The sequence below is a fragment of the Methylotenera versatilis 7 genome, assembly GCF_000799165.1.
Lineage (GTDB): Bacteria > Pseudomonadota > Gammaproteobacteria > Burkholderiales > Methylophilaceae > Methylotenera_A > Methylotenera_A versatilis_A.
In genome coordinates, this window is the sequence record NZ_JUGF01000002.1 from 743,366 (window position 1) to 759,936 (window position 16,571).

A 16,571-nucleotide genomic window follows, 5' to 3' on the forward strand; every position below is an offset into this window, starting at 1 on the left:
CTAATTCACAGTAACGTATTTGGCTGAATTTTCAGATGGCATTTCAATTAGTGAATGTTTCATCTCGGCCACTTCGTTCATGGGCGTACGGCCAAAGAACCGTTTAAACTCTCTGCTGAATTGGGAAATGCTCTCATATCCGACTTTTCTGGATGCTGTTGATGCACTCATGCCATCTTGCATCATGTGCAGTCGCGCCTTGTGAAGCCGCGCAGTTTTAAGATATTGCATGGGTGATGTGGCGGTGAGCGCTTTAAAATTAGCATGAAAAGCAGCTACACTCATATTGGCTTCTTTGGCCAAAGTTGCCACATCTAGCTCACCTGCAAAATCGGCATGTATGCGTTTCAACGCTTTGCCAATTTTACTGAAATGGCTTTGATGCATTAACGTTTCACGAATGGCGGCGCCTTGTTTACCCGTGAGCACGCGGTAGTAAATTTCCCGCATAATAGAAGGGCCTAGTATTTCGCATTCCTGCGGCGAGGCAAGCACTTCAAGCAATCTGATAACAGCATCAGACAGTTTGTCATCCACGGCGGTAGACACCATGCCCAATTGTGGCAATTCGGATTGTAGATTATTTGAATCCAGGGACAGAACCAATTCAGCGACGACTGCAAGGTTAATGCGGATAGAAATTGCCAGCATGGGCCTTTCCGCAGTTCCAAAAGTCTCGCTTTCAAAAGGCAAAGGTAACGACAGAACCAAAAATTGTTGCGGGCAATATTGGAAAGCCTGATTGCCAAGGTATCCCATTTTTCTTCCCTGCAAGACAACGACAATACAAGGCTCATATAGAACGGGCATTCTTGGTATGTATCTGTTGGAGCGCATCAGCTTGACACCATCCAAGATAGATAGAGTATATCCCTCATTTGGGGCAAGTTTCAGAAGCAGGTCAATCATGGACTGCTGGCATGTCATGGTTTTTTCCGATTTAATACTGTTATAAATATGCATTATATTAGGCATTATTTTATATTTAATGTCTATATTGAAATAGGATTAGGCAATATATAAAGAATTTTAGGCATTTTGTTCTTGTTGCTGGAAAACTAAACTGATTACCAGTTCTAAACCACCAGTACGGATGAGAAGCAGTATTGCTAAAGAGTATTTATTCATTTTAGAAAGAGGTCACTATGCAAACCAGATACAAAGTAATGAATGCGTTAATCCTTGCAACATTGGGATTGCATGCAATTTCCAGTGTTGCTGGAATAGCAGATGTAGAAGCAAATTTAAGCAAGCTTCATATGCCACCGGGTTTTAAGGTGGAGATTTATGCTGAAGTGCCTGGTGCAAGACAAATGGCGCTTGGTACGAATGGCAACGTATATGTGGGCACGCGTGGAAACAAAATTTATGCTGTAGTCGATAAAAACAAGGATCGTAAGGCAGACGGCGTTGTAACAATGATGGATGACCTGAAAGTTGCCAACGGCGTCGCTATGTACAATGGTAATTTATATGTTGCAGAGCAAAACCGCATTACAAGATATGCGGCGCCTGACTTTGATTTAAATCTTCCATTTAGCCAAATGCGCGAGGTCATCTATGACCAGCTTCCAGATAAAGCCCATCACGGCTGGCGCTATATTACATTTGGACCTGATAATAAGCTCTACGTAACAATCGGGGCGCCGTGCAATATCTGTAATCCTCAAGGTATAGAAGCAAGCATCATTCGTATGAATCCGGATGGTAGCAATGTGGAAACCTTCGCCAAAGGTGTGCGTAACTCTGTTGGTATGGACTTTCAGCCTGGAACCAACACGCTGCACTTTACTGACAATGGTGTGGATATGATGGGTGACGATATTCCTCATGATGAATTAAATGCTGCACCTAAAAAGGATATGCATTTTGGTTTCCCATTCTATGCGGGCGGAAGCGCTAGACAGGCTGAATGGAAAGATAAAACACCTCCCAAGAATGTGACTTACCCAGCTACTGAATTCCAGGCGCACAGCGCCAACTTAGGTTTTAAGTTCTATACCGGCAACCAATTTCCTACCGAATACCAGAATAATGCCATTGTTGCCCAGCATGGTTCATGGAATCGCTCCAAACCGGTTGGCTATCAATTAATGCGCGTCATCTTTGATGAAAATCATCAAGTAAAAGGTAGCGAAGTATTTATTGATGGTTGGTTGGATAATGGCGAAATATGGGGCCGCCCAACTGATGTATTACAACTGCCAGATGGCTCGTTACTGCTGTCTGATGACTACAATGACGTCATTTATCGTGTGAGTTATGGTGAGAAATCGGCACCAACTGTGCTGAACACATCTGGCATTTCGCCCAAGACATTGACTGGTCTGCAGATGCCAGAATCGTCTATTGCTCATCCGGATGGCCGCATTTTCATCACCGAAATTGGTGGCTTTGGTACAAATGGAGATGGCAAGGTTACTATTCTGAATACAGACGGCACAACTAAAACTTTAGCGGAGGGCTTAAATGATCCTAAAGGTATCGATCTTTTTAACAACCAACTGTACGTGGCCGATGTAAATCAGGTAGTTCGTATCGATCTGGATGGTAAAAAGACTGTCATCGCTAAATCAACGGATTTTCAAAACACACCTATCTTTCTGAATGATATTGAAATTGACGGCTTAGGTAATGTGTATGTGTCAGACAGTGGTGATGATAATGGCAAACATGGGGCAATCTATAAAATCACACCTGCGGGTAAAGTTATTCAGATCATCAACGATAAATCAGGTATTAAACGTCCTAATGGTTTGTTGATGGATGGCCCCAATAAACTATTGGTTGCCGACTTTGGTACTGGCAAGTTGTTTCAAGTGACGTTTGATGGTGTATCCAGCAAACCGAAATCAAAAGCCACGTTGCTGAATAGTGGTTTTGGTGGTGCAGATGGATTAATCAGAGATGCAAATGGCATTCTATATGTCAGCGATTGGGCAAACGGTAAGGTTTGGCAGTTAAGTGAACCTAAATCTACACCACAATTGTTAACAGAAGGTCATCAATCTGCAGCAGATATTTCATTGTCTGCCGATGGTAAATATATCCTGATGCCAGACATGAAAGCAGGAAAGCTGATTCCATTACCAATCAAGTAGTTTATGTGTAATAAAAAAGCCGGCAATGCCGGCTTTTTATACAACTCATCCATTCATTTTGCCCGTATAAGGGGAGGATTATCAGGTACTGCAATGATAGGGCACACAACTCCAATAAGTATTAACTATTAGCAACACTCACAACTTTTAGACGTCTGGAAGGGTCGTTTGGAAAAGACCAGTCGATTGTTTGTCCTTCTTTAAGACCCAATAGTGCTGAACCCACGGGTGAAAGTATGGAAATTTTTCCGTGAGCTAAATCGGCTTCTTCTGGAAACACCAATTCCACCTCGCGGCTTACGCCATTACTTTCATCCATATAGACAACACGCGAATTCATTCTGACGACATTTAACGGTACCTGGTCTGCTGGCACCACTATAGCCCGACTCAACTCGTCACCCAGTAATCCATTTTTATCTAGCCTAAACAAACGGCTATAGTCAGTATCAGAGATGATTAAATCTTCAGTTTCCATTGTTTTCATAGTTGTATCCATTCCGCACACAAAGAATCCGCCATATTATTGATATGGCCAGCGGTGAATAATAGTGTATTTACCTAGATTAAATTAGTCCGTCCAATCGAACATAATTGTTTCCTATGGGGAGACAATAGCCCTACAATAGGCAGATGTACGATTTAAATTTAATGGTTATTTTTGCGCATGTGGTAAACGAGCAAAGTTTTTCTGCCGCAGCCAGAAAACTTGGTGTTTCCCGATCATCCGTCAGCAAAGCTGTTGCAAAACTAGAGCGTACACTGGATGCTAGTTTGCTTAATCGAAGCACGCGGCATATCAGTTTGACTGAGGTTGGCAGGGTATTTTTTGATCATTGCTCCCGCATTAGCAATGAGGCAGATGAAGCACGTGAAATGATTGATAGCCTGAATGCTCAACCGCGCGGGGTGCTTAAAGTAGCCACATCAGTTGCATTCGGCACGTTGCATATTGCACCGGCGATAGCAGATTTTATGCACGTTTATCCTGAACTCAGTATTGATATGACTATCACGGATCGGATAGTCGATTTGGCAGAAGAGGGTTATGACGTGATTATCTGTGTAGCGAGCGATTTGCCACAGACTTTAATCGCCAGAAAATTAGCACCTATTCGCCGTAAATTATGTGCAACTCCAGAATATTTTGAAAAGTTCGGCATACCGCTTTTGCCGCAGGATTTAATGACGCACAACTGTCTGGATTACATTCATTCTGGTGATAAAGGCCTATGGCGTTTTAATGGGCCAGGTGGTGAAGTTTCTGTGCCGGTTTCAGGCAGATTGCGTATCAATGATGATGAAGCTTTATCGCAAGTTGTGCTGGGTGGATTTGGATTGGCATTATTACCCACTTTTATTATCGGTAAGGATATTCAGGCTAAGCGCCTCAGATCGGTGTTGTCAGAATATATTCCTGTGTATCAACATGTCTACGCGCTATATCTGCCAAAGCGGAATCTGCCGTTGAAAATTCGCGTGTTAATTGATTTTCTAATAGAGCGTTTTGGCGCTGAACCGTACTGGGATATTGAATAAACCGATATGCTTGAACTATACAAAAATGACCGTTATTACAACTGGCAGTTAAGTGATGGATATTGATGACCACTCATTCCGAACAACGCAATAATCCTTTACACGGCCTCACACTGGAGGCCATAGTCACCGCTTTATTTGACCATTACGGCTGGGATGGTTTAGCTGAACGCATACCCGTGAATTGCTTTATGAACGACCCAAGCATTAAATCGAGCCTTAAGTTTTTACGTAAAACACCTTGGGCGCGTGAAAAGGTCGAGCGACTGTATTTATCACTACTGGAAAACGGTACTTAACCAAAAACTTAACCCATTAAAAAGCGTAAATTATTCATAATCCGAATAGCCTTTCAGATTTTAGCCTTAATCTTGAAATGCCTGTGTCCATCTGAGTTGTCATCTTCGCGTGCACTTGCGGCGTGACGCCGTATCTTCCTTTCATAGCCCTTTACTTAACATTAGCATGTTGAGTTCTGGCAGGTCTTGTAACAAGAAAACGAGAGTAGATTGTAAGGATGATTAAATTTTAAATTAAACCATTCCCCACAATCCAAGTCACTCATAGTGATTACACTTTATTTTAATTTTAAAAAGAGAATATTTAGTTAATGATGAATGACCTAAATTTAACCGCCGAATGGCTGGTAAATCATGCAGTGTTACAAACCTTTATTTATGCTGGCTTGCTGTTATTAATTGCCTGGTTCGTCAATTCTGTCGTTAAAGTTTTGTTAGTTAAATTAGCATTCAATCTACTGAGTGTTATCTCACTTGAGAACGTACGTTCTGGCAATAAGCTGATTAAACGTATAGCAAATATCCTTCCCGCTATCGTTATTGCCATCGGCATTCCTTTTATTCCAGGAGTCCCTGATGTCATCGATACAATCATTCAAAATATTGCGAATGCTTTTATCGTACTGACCATCGCACTTGCAGCAAATGATGCATTGAATGTTGGTAATAGCTTATATCTAAAGCGGCCAGATGCGCATCTTCACCCAATCAAAGGCTACATACAGGTTGCTAAACTAGTGGTAATCATCATTGCGACGATTTTAATCGTTGCAACGCTAATCGATCGCTCACCCGTTATCTTATTGTCTGGTGTTGGTGCCATGGCGGCAGTTTTAATGTTGATTTTTCAAGACACTATCTTATCTTTAGTGGCAAGCATTCAAATAAACTCAAATGATATTGTGCGAGTAGGAGACTGGATAGAAATGCCTCAGTTAAATGCAGATGGTGATGTGATTGATGTTGCGCTTCACACCGTTAAAGTACAAAACTGGGACAAAACGATTACAACCATTCCGACCAAGAAGTTGATATCTGAATCTTTTAAAAACTGGCGTGGCATGCAGGAGTCAGGTGGGCGCAGAATTAAAAGAACGCTTTATATCGACCAAAATAGTATTCAATTTATTGATGCGGATACGCTGGTAAAAATGCAGTCTTTCGGTGTGCTTAAAGATTTTATTAGCAAAAAATCGACTGAACTGGAAGAGTGGAATAAAAAACTAGCCGATAAAGGACTTGAGCAAGTTAACGCACGAAAAATGACCAATATCGGTAATTTTCGCGCTTACGTAGAGCTATATTTACGCAACCATCAGAACATTCATCAAGACATGACATTGTTAGTGCGTCAACTTAACCCAACGCCAAATGGCTTACCAATCGAGGTTTACTGCTTTACAAAAACAACCAAGTGGGCAGAGTATGAATCCATTCAGTCCGATATTTTCGATCATCTTTTTGCCATTATTAACCATTTTGAGCTAAGAGTTTTCCAAAATCCAAGTGGCTTGGATTTTGCGAATTATGGTTCAGAGAAAGCACAAGCAGCCTAAATATTCAATTCTAGCTAAATGATTGTATTAATTAAACCACCTTCAACATGAATGGCCGATCCGTTTGTTGCAGCCGATAATGGGCTTGCAAGATACGCCACAGTACTGGCGATCTCTTCAGGTTCAATCAAGCGCTGCAATAGTGAGGCAGATCGGTGTTTTGCAAAGAATTCAGCTTCAATCTCTTGTTCAGACGCGTTTGGATCGCTTGCCACGCTACGTAAAAAGTCAAAAATTCCTTCAGAGCGAGTTGGTCCTGGCAGTACAGAGTTAACCGTGACGCCTGTACCTTTGGTGAGATTGGCCAAACCGCGAGCAATAGAAAGTTGGGCGGTTTTGGTTGTGGCGTAGTGAATCATATCGGCTGGAATCATAAGGGCGGACTCGCTGGAAATAAAAATAATGCGCCCCCAGTTACGCTCTAACATACCCGGAAAGTAGGCGCGTGATAGACGTACACCACTCATCACATTGACATCGAAAAACTTCAGCCAATCTGCATCTGTAATGTCAGCAAATGGTTTGCTTTCGTAAATGCCCAGATTATTGATTAAGATATCGACATGACTGACTTCCTTAAGTATTAATTGCATGCCATTTTCGCTAGTAATATCTGCCAGAATACCGCGCACACTTTTTCCACCTGATGATTGAATGGATTGCACAGACTCATCGAGTTTCGTTTGATTACGACCTGTCACAATAACATCTGCGCCTTCTATCGCCAGGCTACGTGCAATCTCTAAACCAATACCGGCGGTTGAGCCCGTTATCAAGGCTGTTTTTTTATTCAGTTGTAAATCCATTATTTTCCTTTTGAGTAGTTTTACCCGTCAATCTCTCTGGTCATCATGACATTAATTATTTATTTTTACAATTGGCTGTAATGGCATGTTAATGGTGAGAATAATGCACAAATTTAAGCAATTTGCGTGGCAAATGCTATTAACTACTAGGAGAAGAGTATTTTATTTTGCTAAGTTATCTGGAGATATAGAACTAATCAACATTTTGCATATCAACCCTGCTAGTCAAAAATATTAATAGTCATGCTGCAGTCATAATGCCCAACTAATAATCTTAAATATCGTTTTATAATCGATAGGTTACAATTTAAAACTTACGTACAAAGCGTACGCATGCAATTCATTAATCAAAAAATCTGCGTCATTGATAATGGTTGCGGAATTTTAATTTACTTTATTCAAATGAATATCCTCTTGGTTTGCCAAAAAAATTAAAAGGTTGATATGTTCAACGTAGTTAGTATTGCTTTAAAGCGCCCGTATACGTTTGTGGTGATGGCATTGTTGATGCTCATCGCAGGCACACTGGCTGCGCTGCGAAGCCCGGTGGATATTTTCCCTGAGATTCGTATTCCGGTGATTGCGGTAGCATGGCAGTATGCCGGATTGCCGGCAGATGACATGGCAGGGCGTATCACTACGCTGTACCAGCGAAGCCTCACTACTACAGTGAATGACATCGAACATATTGAAGCTAACTCCTATACCGGTTTTGGTATCGTCAAAATATTCTTCCAGCCGGGTGTGGATATTGCTACTGCAAATGCTCAGGTAACGGCTATTTCACAAGTTGTGACGCGTCAAATGCCAGCAGGCACAACGCCGCCACTCATTTTGAACTACAGCGCTTCCACGGTTCCAATTTTGCAGATTGCCCTGTCTGGTAAGGGTTTGACCGAGCAGAATCTGGCTGATTTGGGTCTAAATGCCGTTCGTTTACGTTTAGTGACTGTGCCTGGCGCTGGGGTGCCATATCCTTTTGGCGGTAAAAGTCGTCAGGTACAGATTGACCTTGACCCATCAGCTCTTCAGGCGCGGGAGCTATCTGCGCAAGACGTCGCTAATGCCTTGGCGGCACACAATCTGATATTGCCTGTCGGTACGCAAAAGATAGGTAGTTTTGAATATACGTTAAACCTTAATAATTCAGCCTCTGCGATTGAAGATTTAGGTAATCTGCCCGTTAAAGTCGTCAATGGCGCAACGGTTTATATTCGCGATGTTGCGCAAGTGCGTGACGGTAATCCGCCACAGACTAATATCGTGCATGTGGATGGTAGTCGCTCGGTATTGATGTCCGTGCTTAAAAATGGTGCAATTTCTACGCTTGATATCGTTTCTGGCATTAAAGATAAACTTGAAGAAATCAAGCCTAGCCTGCCTGATAATTTAGTAGCAACACCGATTAATGACCAATCGTTATTCGTACGTGCTGCTATTAGCGGCGTCGCCTATGAAGGAGTTTTGGCTGCAGCACTCACTAGCTTGATGATATTGCTGTTTTTGGGTAGCTGGCGCTCTACCGTGATTATTGCTATCTCAATACCGCTATCCATCTTGGGCGCCATCATGGGCCTTTCTGCTATTGGCGAAACGCTCAACATCATGACCTTGGGTGGTTTGGCGCTTGCCGTTGGTATATTGGTCGATGATGCCACGGTGACGATTGAGAATATCAACTGGCATTTGGAGCAAGGCAAGGAAGTTGAAGAATCCATTTTGGATGGTGCAGCGCAAATCGTGACGCCGGCATTTGTGTCGTTATTGTGTATTTGTATCGTATTTGTGCCGATGTTCTTCTTGGAAGGTGTTTCACGCTTCTTGTTTGTACCGATGGCGGAAGCCGTGATGTTCGCGATGGTAAGTTCGTTCATATTGTCGCGTACGCTAGTGCCAACCATGGCAAATTATCTGCTCAAAAAACATGCGCCACATAAAGATGAACATGGTACGGTAACCACACCGACAAATAATCCGTTCGTGCATTTTCAGCGTGGTTTTGAAGCACGTTTTGAGCGTTTTCGCGCAGGTTACAAAGACATATTGGAAATGGCGGTTGCGCATCGGCGAGTTTTTATAACGGGTTTTTTAGCGGTAATCATGCTGTCATTCTTGCTGATTCCATTTCTTGGTCAAAACTTTTTCCCAGCAGTTGATAGTGGACAGATACTGATACACGCACGCGTGCCTGTTGGCACTCGTGTAGAAGATACTGCTGCGCGCTTTGCACTCATACAATCGGCGATTAAAAAGGTAATTCCGCCCGAAGAAATTATCACGATTGTCGATAATATTGGCATACCAATCAGTAGTATCAACATGACTTACAACAATACCGGTTTGATTGGTGCGCAGGATGGCGACATACAGATTGCACTTAAAAAAGATCACGCACCAACTGCTGATTATGTGCGTAAACTGCGCGAAGTATTGCCACAGCAGTTTCCAGGCACGACATTTTCGTTCCCTCCAGCTGATATCGTCAGCCAGATATTGAATTTTGGCTCCCCCGCGCCGATTGATTTACAGATACGTGGCGGCAAGCTTAATGATAACTTTGATTATGCCAACAAGTTGCTGGAAAAAATTCGCTTGGTTCCAGGTGTGGCCGATGCCCGCATCCAGCAATCACGCGCTAGGCCAGTGTTTGATATTAATGTTGATCGCACCCGTTCACAAGAAATGGGTATTAGCACTAGGGATGTGACCAATAGTCTGGTCGTCAACTTGGCGGGTAGTTCGCAAGTTGCGCCTACTTTCTGGTTGAATCCAGCCAATGGCGTGTCTTATCCTATCGTGCTGCAAACACCGCAATATCGTCTTGATAGCTTAAATTCTTTAGCTAGCATACCTATCAGCAGTGTTGGCGGTGCACCACAAACATTAGGTGCGCTGGCAACTTTCAAGCGTGGCACAGGCAACGCGGTGGTCAGCCAATATGATATTCAGGCGATGGTACAAATCAATGCAACGACACAAGACCGTGATTTAGGTGCTGTGGCTAAAGATATTCGTCAGATTATTGCAGACACGGCCGACCAAGTACCAAAAGGTGCGACTGTCGCACTATTAGGCCAAGTCAAAACCATGAATAGTGCTTTCTCTGGTTTGCTGTATGGATTGCTTGGCGCCATCGTGTTAATTTACCTGCTGATAGTGGTTAACTTCCAGTCATGGAGTGACCCATTTGTGATTATTACGGCATTGCCTGCGGCTCTGGCAGGTATCGTATGGATGTTGTTTGTAACCTATACGCCGTTATCTGTTCCGGCTTTAACAGGTGCCATCATGTGCATGGGCGTAGCGACTGCCAACAGTGTATTGGTCATCAGCTTTGCCCGTGAGCGACTGGCGCAATTGGGCGATGCCACTGCCGCCGCGATTGATGCGGGTTTTGTACGTTTCCGCCCGGTATTAATGACGGCGCTGGCAATGATTATTGGTATGGCGCCTATGGCCTTAGGTTTAGGCGAAGGCGGCGAGCAGAACGCGCCATTAGGTCGCGCTGTGATTGGCGGCTTGATTTTTGCCACGATTGCCACCCTGCTTTTCGTCCCCGTCGTGTTCAGCATTGTACATAGACGTTATCAAAAACAAACTATATCCAATACAACTGGAGAATTTCATGCAGTCTAATCACAAACCCTCTAGACTCTTGCGCGTCAGCGGTATTGTGGCAGTTATTGTCGCCATTGCTGTTGTAGTGATAGGCGTGACTACACGCGCTAACAACCATAATAACTTAAAGGAATGGACAGACAAGCAAGCTATACCAACAGTCAGTGTGGGGCTGCCAACTAGTGCCGATGAAGGTGTCAGCCTTGAGTTGCCAGGTCGTTTTGAAGCTTACGCCCGCGCACCTATTTATGCACGCGTGAGTGGTTATCTGAAAAGCTGGAAAGCAGATATTGGTACTCAAGTAAAAGCTGGGCAGTTATTGGCTGAAATTGAAACCCCTGATTTAGATCAGCAATTACTGCAGGCAAAGGCGGATTTAGCCAGTGCACAGGCCAATGTCGATTTGGCTGAAACCACTGCCACACGCTGGCAGGAAATGCTGGCAACACAATCTATTTCAAAACAGGAAGCGGATGAAAAAGCAGGGGATTACACCAGCAAAAAAGCCATGGTCAAAGCAGCAGAAGCGAATGTTAACCGTATTCTCGCATTAAAAAGTTACACGCGTATTGTTGCGCCTTTTGATGGGTCGGTAACTGCACGCAATACGGATACTGGTGCCTTGATCAATGCTGGCGGGGGTGCTGAGTTGCCGCTGTTTGAGATTTCCGATACGCGACAATTACGCTTATATGTAAATGTGCCGCAGAATTATGTTGGCAGCATTAAGCAAGGTACCAAGGCAAAAATTACCGTGCCGGAATATCCAGATAAAATCTACACGGCTACGGTAAAGTCGACTTCAGGTTCTATCAATGTTGCTTCAGGCACAACCTTAGTGCAATTGGCTGTGGATAACGCAGCAGGCGAGTTACTGCCAGGTGGTTATGCCAATGTCAGCCTGGATTTGCCGAGTAATAAGACCGCACTTAACGTGCCTGCCAGCGCATTGATCTTTGACCAAGCGGGCCTGCGTGTTGCAACCGTGGGTGCAGATAACAAAGTGATCCTGAAAACGATTGCCATCGCGCGTGACCTTGGTAAAACCATCGAACTGCATTCCGGTGTAGATGCTACGGATCAAGTGATTGAAAACCCGCCTGATGGTGTTAAAAATGGCGATCAAGTCAACGTGGCAAAGAAACAATCAGATTAAGATATTCATAGCACTTAAAAAGCCACGCCAGTAAATAGTTCTACTTGGTCAATTTTTTAAGTGCTTTCCAGCCTTTTTCATTCATACAGGTGATAAAGCCGACGGTGACGGTTTGAGTTTTACCTTCCGGTTTATGTATTTCACCTAATTTTTCTACGCACATATTACTGTCTGTTTTAAACGCATCTGGTTTTACGCCCGTTTTCCACCAAGAACTCACTACATGTGTATCAAGCGGATTAGATGGCGCTGCCTTTGTTTTGGCTTTGCTTGTATTGGTGTTGTTAGATTGTTGTGGTTTATCTGCAACAACTACCTGAGAAGCGCTACTTTTTTCTGTATTTTCACTGTCCAAGTTGCTGGCAACTTCTGTTGCTTGAACATCATTTTGCGATTCATCTTCAACGGATGTTTCTGTGAATATTTCAAAAGAGTCCAGTTTTTGAATCGTCCAGCCGCTGTCTTCCATACATTTTTCAATGGCAACGTCGCTGCTTTTGGCTTGGCAGGTTTGTCTGGTATTTTCAAGCTGGGCAACGTTTGCACCGCGTTTATATGAAAACTCACCACAAGCAGTCAGCGCAATTGTGATTGCCATCAGCCATACATTTTTTCTTGTAGTTAACATCTTAATACACCCATTTTCTACGTAAAAACGTCAATTTAAAGTGACTACAATATACGACTAATCCCCCTGGAATTGACTACGCAATATGACGTATTTAATTCGCCCCTACCTATCGCTAATCTAGCCACATGACAAATGCATCCGAATTGCGGGATGCGCTAGCTAAGTATCTGTATTAAGTATTTACAACTGTTTATCAATCTATAGGGGCATGGAAATGAATTTAATTTTTAAAAAAAGTTTACTCACATCAGCAGTATTAGCGACACTGAGTATTTCAGCGATTCAGGCACAGGCGGCTGGAACCATTACATTTGGTGAGGATAAATATATCAGTGTTGGTTTTGGCGCAATTGGTAGCTACAGCAGTGTAGAAGATGCAGCGGCAAATGGTAGTGACCGCTCAAACGATTTCTCTTTGGATAGTGCACGTTTATATGTGTCTGGTTCATTAAACAAATACATTAAAGGTATGCTGAACACAGAAAAATCTGGCAGCGGCGGCTCAATTGAAGTGATTGACGCTAATGTGCAATTTCAATTAACAGAAGATATCGCGATATGGGCGGGTCGATTCTTATCCCCTAGTGATCGTGCCAATATGGCGGGACCTTATTACTCAATGGGCGGTGGTTATTGGTCTAACATCGCTTCTCGCTATGGCTGGAACGGCGGTATTATTGGCCGTGATGAAGGTGTTGCGCTTGTTGGCAGTACGTTAGATAGCAAATTAGCTTATTCATTTGGTGCGTTTGAAGGCGATAACATTTTTAGATTTAGCCCAGGCATTACGGCATTATCAGAAACGCAAGGTACTAAAGATAAATTAATGTATGCAGGCCGCTTGCAATATGACTTTTGGGATGCAGAACCGGGTTATTACGGCACAGGTAACTACTTTGGTGCGAAAGATATTTTAGCCATAGGTATTGCCGGCCGCAGCAAAAAAGATGGCGTGGTTGCCGTGCCAGGTGCTGCAGGTGATTACACTTCATACAGCGTGGACTTTTTACTAGAGAAGAAAAATGTAGGACCAGGTACATTCTCAGCAGAAGCGGCTTACTATGATTACGATACCGACGATATCTTTTTAAGTGAACAAGGTAAGGCATATTCAGCTGGCGCGGCTTATTTATTCAATGCAAAAGCTGGCTGGGGTCAATTTATGCCATTCGTTCGCTACCAAAAGTTTGATTCAGACGCGACCACTTCATTCACACCTGGTGGGTCTGTTGCACTTGCAGGTGAGACAAAAAAATATGAGATTGGTACCAATTACGTTATGGAGCCCTATAACGCTTTAATAACTGCGGCTATCTCAAAAACAAAAGTGTCTGATGCCGATTCTATCAACGCAATCAACGTTGCATTGCAATTCCAGTTCTAGAAGATGTACCGCTAATAAGTTTTAACTACACACCTAAAGCCCAAAGTTACGTTTGGGCTTTAGCGTTTGTACTATTTGAAAAGTTAACCCATTTAATTGGTTAACTTTATCTGGTTAATTTCCGCCAACCATTTTATGTACTTGGCAAACAAGGCTTTCAAGTGCGGCATCTTTTGAGTTAGCAGCAACTGGCTTAAAAAAATCGTCACCTATTTCGCTGCCAACTAATTTTTTATTAGCATCAAAAAACTGCATAGCGTTAGTTTTAAACGTGTGCAGCGCGCAATTAAATTGGGTAGTGGAATGACTTTCCGAATAAATAAATTTAAGCGCATTTTTGCGGTAGTTCTGTGGCTTTAAAAATAGTGTTTTTGTGGTGATATAAGGCATGCCTGCAGACTCATTATAAGAATCCATATCCACTAGCATTTCCTCCTGTTTTGTCTTGCTGATAGACGTCCAATCAGCCGCTACCGCTTCCAAAGCCGTACAGAATGATAGAAAGGAAAGTATATAAATACAGGCTTTCTGGACGCTTTTACGAGGTTTTAGCATTGGTGCTATGGATTCGTTTTCTAGATGCATTTTGCTACCTTATAAATGAATGTTCACTCTGAAATTAACACAGTTCAAGCATTAAATCGCAACAATCAACTACGCACTTTGACGTATTTCAATCATCCCTCTGCATCACTAATCTAAGCATATAGAAAAACTCATTGGATTATTAACCGCGAGTCTTCTTTGAAATACTTTAAAAACCTTAAACATAGCGGTTTTTAAAGCGTGAGGAAACTTACTGTTGATTGTAACTGTTGAAAATAACTGAAATTAAGTAGGAGCAAGTAAATGAAAACACTCGTTAAGTTAGATTTAGACAAAAAGCCTTGGGAACAAGATGGTCAGATTCATAACCGTTGGCACCCAGATTTACCCATAATCGCCATGGTTAAACCGGGCGACGAATTTCGTGTGGAATGTATGGATTGGACTGGCGGCCAGATTGGCAATAACGACAGTGCCAACGATGTGCGCGATGTAGATTTGACGCAAGTGCATTATCTAAGCGGCCCAATCGGTGTTGAAGGTGCAGAACCAGGCGATTTGATGGTGGTTGAGATTCTAGACGTTGGCACATTTGAAGAGCAGCAGTGGGGTTTTAACGGTATTTTCGCTAAAGAAAATGGTGGTGGTTTCTTAGTCGATCAATATCCGGAAGCGCGTAAATCAATTTGGGATTTCCACGGTATTTATACCACTTCACGCCATGTACCCAATGTGAGGTTCGCCGGCATTATGCATCCAGGTTTAATTGGCTGCTTGCCTTCAAAAGAGTTATTAGAAACATGGAATAAACGTGAGGGTGATTTGATTGCAACCGACCCTGAGCGCGTTCCAGGTTTAGCATTACCGCCAAATCAGAAGTCAGCTGTAATGGGAAAAATGACTGGTGATGCAGCTGCAAAAGCTGCTTCAGAAGGTGCACGTACTGTGCCGCCACGTGAGCATGGTGGTAATTGCGATATCAAAAATCTGACCAAAGGCTCAAAAGTTTATTTCCCTGTTTATGTAAAAGATGGTGGCCTTTCAATGGGTGACCTGCACTTCTCACAAGGCGATGGCGAAATCACATTCTGTGGTGCCATTGAGATGGCCGGCTACTTGGATATCAAAGTCAGTTTAATCAAAGACGGCGTGAAGAAATATGGCGTTAAAAACCCAATCTTCGAACCGAGTGTGCTCACACCAACTTATAAAGACTACATCATTTTTGAAGGTATCTCAGTTAATGAGCAAGGCAAGCAGCTTTATTTGGATGTCAACGAAGCTTATCGCCAAGCTTGTTTAAATGCCATTGAGTACATGAAGAAATTTGGTTACACCGGTGCGCAAGCTTTATCAATTTTAGGCACTGCACCAATCGAAGGCCATATCAGCGGCATTGTGGATATTCCTAACGCCTGTGCCACTTTGTGGTTACCAACCGAGATATTTGACTTCGATATGAAGCCAAATGCGGATGGACCAAAAGTGATGGTGAAACAAGGCGTTGATACGGCTAAAACCAGCTAAGCCAAAAGCAAATAAGGAGTTTCGGGATGCCAGTTTATGAATATGGATGTGATACCTGCGGTGTTTTTACTGCGCTTAGAAAAATGAGTGAGTCTAGTGAGCCAGCATTTTGTGATGAATGTGGTTGCGAAAGCCCGCGCATTATGTCTGCGCCTCGCTTGGCGGTAATGGATAAAACACAGCGTGTGGCACATGAGCGAAATGAAAAATCTGCGCATGATCCAAAAGTAGCTAAACGTTCAAGTTGCGGTTGTGCGGGATCACATACCTGCAAAACAAGCACAAAAGTGAACCAGGAAACAGGTAAGGCGGCTTTGCAAATGCAAACCAAAAAGACAGCAAGACCTTGGATGTTATCGCACTAATTAATTGGGTGAGTTAATCAATAAATTGATGGGAAAAGTAAGT

14 protein-coding genes are annotated in these 16,571 nt (G+C 43.0%); 9 read left to right on the plus strand and 5 right to left on the minus strand.

Features of this window, described 5'->3' with window-relative positions:
• Complete coding sequence (locus K370_RS07560) at positions 1–927, minus strand: AraC family transcriptional regulator (RefSeq protein ID WP_047541794.1); 927 nt, start codon at positions 925–927, stop codon at positions 1–3.
• Between the two features lie 218 nt (positions 928–1,145).
• Between K370_RS07560 and K370_RS07565 the strand changes: the two genes are divergently transcribed.
• Positions 1,146–3,101, plus strand: a complete 1,956-nt coding sequence (locus K370_RS07565; RefSeq protein ID WP_047540438.1) for an SMP-30/gluconolactonase/LRE family protein — start codon at positions 1,146–1,148, stop codon at positions 3,099–3,101.
• A 121-nt stretch (positions 3,102–3,222) separates the two neighbouring features.
• Here K370_RS07565 and rnk read toward each other — a convergent pair whose 3' ends face one another.
• The gene (rnk, locus tag K370_RS07570; RefSeq protein WP_327036978.1) at positions 3,223–3,588 is read right to left on the minus strand and encodes a nucleoside diphosphate kinase regulator; all 366 of its coding nucleotides are present in this window, start codon (positions 3,586–3,588) and stop codon (positions 3,223–3,225) included.
• A 146-nt stretch (positions 3,589–3,734) separates the two neighbouring features.
• On the opposite strand from rnk, the gene K370_RS07575 reads away from it, so the two are divergent.
• The 3 genes from K370_RS07575 to K370_RS07585 all read left to right on the plus strand — a co-directional run bounded on the left by K370_RS07575 (position 3,735) and on the right by K370_RS07585 (position 6,495).
• Positions 3,735–4,640 (plus strand): LysR family transcriptional regulator, encoded by a 906-nt coding sequence (locus K370_RS07575; protein ID WP_047540441.1) that lies wholly within the window; start codon positions 3,735–3,737, stop codon positions 4,638–4,640.
• Positions 4,641–4,705: 65 nt separating this feature from the next.
• Positions 4,706–4,939: a VF530 family DNA-binding protein gene (locus tag K370_RS07580; RefSeq protein ID WP_047540443.1), complete on the plus strand. Its 234-nt coding sequence runs from the start codon at positions 4,706–4,708 to the stop codon at positions 4,937–4,939.
• A 311-nt stretch (positions 4,940–5,250) separates the two neighbouring features.
• A complete protein-coding gene (locus K370_RS07585; protein ID WP_052185203.1) occupies positions 5,251–6,495 on the plus strand; it encodes a mechanosensitive ion channel family protein in 1,245 nt (414 codons plus the stop codon).
• Positions 6,496–6,509: 14 nt separating this feature from the next.
• On the opposite strand, the gene K370_RS07590 is transcribed toward K370_RS07585, so the two are convergent.
• The gene (locus K370_RS07590) at positions 6,510–7,301 is read right to left on the minus strand and encodes an SDR family NAD(P)-dependent oxidoreductase (protein ID WP_047540446.1); all 792 of its coding nucleotides are present in this window, start codon (positions 7,299–7,301) and stop codon (positions 6,510–6,512) included.
• Positions 7,302–7,745: 444 nt separating this feature from the next.
• On the opposite strand from K370_RS07590, the gene K370_RS07595 reads away from it, so the two are divergent.
• Together K370_RS07595 and K370_RS07600 are read left to right on the plus strand one after the other, a co-directional pair.
• Positions 7,746–10,937, plus strand: coding sequence for an efflux RND transporter permease subunit (locus tag K370_RS07595; protein ID WP_047540449.1), 3,192 nt, complete (start codon positions 7,746–7,748; stop codon positions 10,935–10,937).
• Positions 10,927–12,075 (plus strand): efflux RND transporter periplasmic adaptor subunit, encoded by a 1,149-nt coding sequence (locus K370_RS07600; RefSeq protein WP_047540452.1) that lies wholly within the window; start codon positions 10,927–10,929, stop codon positions 12,073–12,075. The genes K370_RS07595 and K370_RS07600 overlap by 11 nt, the downstream gene beginning before the upstream one ends.
• A 40-nt stretch (positions 12,076–12,115) precedes the next feature.
• Here the strand turns inward: K370_RS07600 and K370_RS07605 are convergent, their stop codons facing one another.
• On the minus strand, positions 12,116–12,703 hold the full coding sequence (locus K370_RS07605; RefSeq protein ID WP_047540455.1) for a hypothetical protein: 588 nt from the start codon (positions 12,701–12,703) through the stop codon (positions 12,116–12,118).
• 217 nt (positions 12,704–12,920) lie between these two features.
• Here K370_RS07605 and K370_RS07610 point away from each other — a divergent pair, with 217 nt between their 5' ends.
• Positions 12,921–14,090, plus strand: a complete 1,170-nt coding sequence (locus K370_RS07610; RefSeq protein WP_047541800.1) for a hypothetical protein — start codon at positions 12,921–12,923, stop codon at positions 14,088–14,090.
• 114 nt (positions 14,091–14,204) lie between these two features.
• Here the strand turns inward: K370_RS07610 and K370_RS07615 are convergent, their stop codons facing one another.
• Positions 14,205–14,675 (minus strand): surface-adhesin E family protein, encoded by a 471-nt coding sequence (locus tag K370_RS07615; protein ID WP_047540457.1) that lies wholly within the window; start codon positions 14,673–14,675, stop codon positions 14,205–14,207.
• Between the two features lie 264 nt (positions 14,676–14,939).
• On the opposite strand from K370_RS07615, the gene fmdA reads away from it, so the two are divergent.
• Both fmdA and K370_RS07625 read left to right on the plus strand, forming a co-directional pair.
• Positions 14,940–16,163: a formamidase gene (fmdA, locus tag K370_RS07620; RefSeq protein ID WP_047540459.1), complete on the plus strand. Its 1,224-nt coding sequence runs from the start codon at positions 14,940–14,942 to the stop codon at positions 16,161–16,163.
• A gap of 26 nt (positions 16,164–16,189) precedes the next feature.
• Positions 16,190–16,528 carry an FmdB family zinc ribbon protein gene (locus tag K370_RS07625; protein ID WP_047540462.1) on the plus strand — a complete coding sequence of 113 codons (339 nt, stop codon included), beginning with the start codon at positions 16,190–16,192 and terminating at the stop codon, positions 16,526–16,528.
• Positions 16,529–16,571: the final 43 nt, after the last annotated feature.

Excerpts from the sequence above, each read along its gene's own strand:
- K370_RS07585 (WP_052185203.1), top strand. The coding sequence starts at position 5,251 with ATGATGAATGACCTAAATTTAACCGCCGAATGGCTGGTAAATCATGCA.
- K370_RS07600 (WP_047540452.1), top strand. The coding sequence starts at position 10,927 with ATGCAGTCTAATCACAAACCCTCTAGACTCTTGCGCGTCAGCGGTATT.
- K370_RS07610 (WP_047541800.1), top strand. The coding sequence starts at position 12,921 with ATGAATTTAATTTTTAAAAAAAGTTTACTCACATCAGCAGTATTAGCG.
- K370_RS07575 (WP_047540441.1), top strand. The coding sequence starts at position 3,735 with ATGTACGATTTAAATTTAATGGTTATTTTTGCGCATGTGGTAAACGAG.
- fmdA (WP_047540459.1), top strand. The coding sequence starts at position 14,940 with ATGAAAACACTCGTTAAGTTAGATTTAGACAAAAAGCCTTGGGAACAA.
- K370_RS07605 (WP_047540455.1), bottom strand. The coding sequence starts at position 12,703 with ATGTTAACTACAAGAAAAAATGTATGGCTGATGGCAATCACAATTGCG.
- K370_RS07595 (WP_047540449.1), top strand. The coding sequence starts at position 7,746 with ATGTTCAACGTAGTTAGTATTGCTTTAAAGCGCCCGTATACGTTTGTG.
- K370_RS07590 (WP_047540446.1), bottom strand. The coding sequence starts at position 7,301 with ATGGATTTACAACTGAATAAAAAAACAGCCTTGATAACGGGCTCAACC.
- K370_RS07565 (WP_047540438.1), top strand. The coding sequence starts at position 1,146 with ATGCAAACCAGATACAAAGTAATGAATGCGTTAATCCTTGCAACATTG.
- K370_RS07615 (WP_047540457.1), bottom strand. The coding sequence starts at position 14,675 with ATGCATCTAGAAAACGAATCCATAGCACCAATGCTAAAACCTCGTAAA.
- K370_RS07625 (WP_047540462.1), top strand. The coding sequence starts at position 16,190 with ATGCCAGTTTATGAATATGGATGTGATACCTGCGGTGTTTTTACTGCG.
- rnk (WP_327036978.1), bottom strand. The coding sequence starts at position 3,588 with ATGAAAACAATGGAAACTGAAGATTTAATCATCTCTGATACTGACTAT.
- K370_RS07580 (WP_047540443.1), top strand. The coding sequence starts at position 4,706 with ATGACCACTCATTCCGAACAACGCAATAATCCTTTACACGGCCTCACA.
- K370_RS07560 (WP_047541794.1), bottom strand. The coding sequence starts at position 927 with ATGACATGCCAGCAGTCCATGATTGACCTGCTTCTGAAACTTGCCCCA.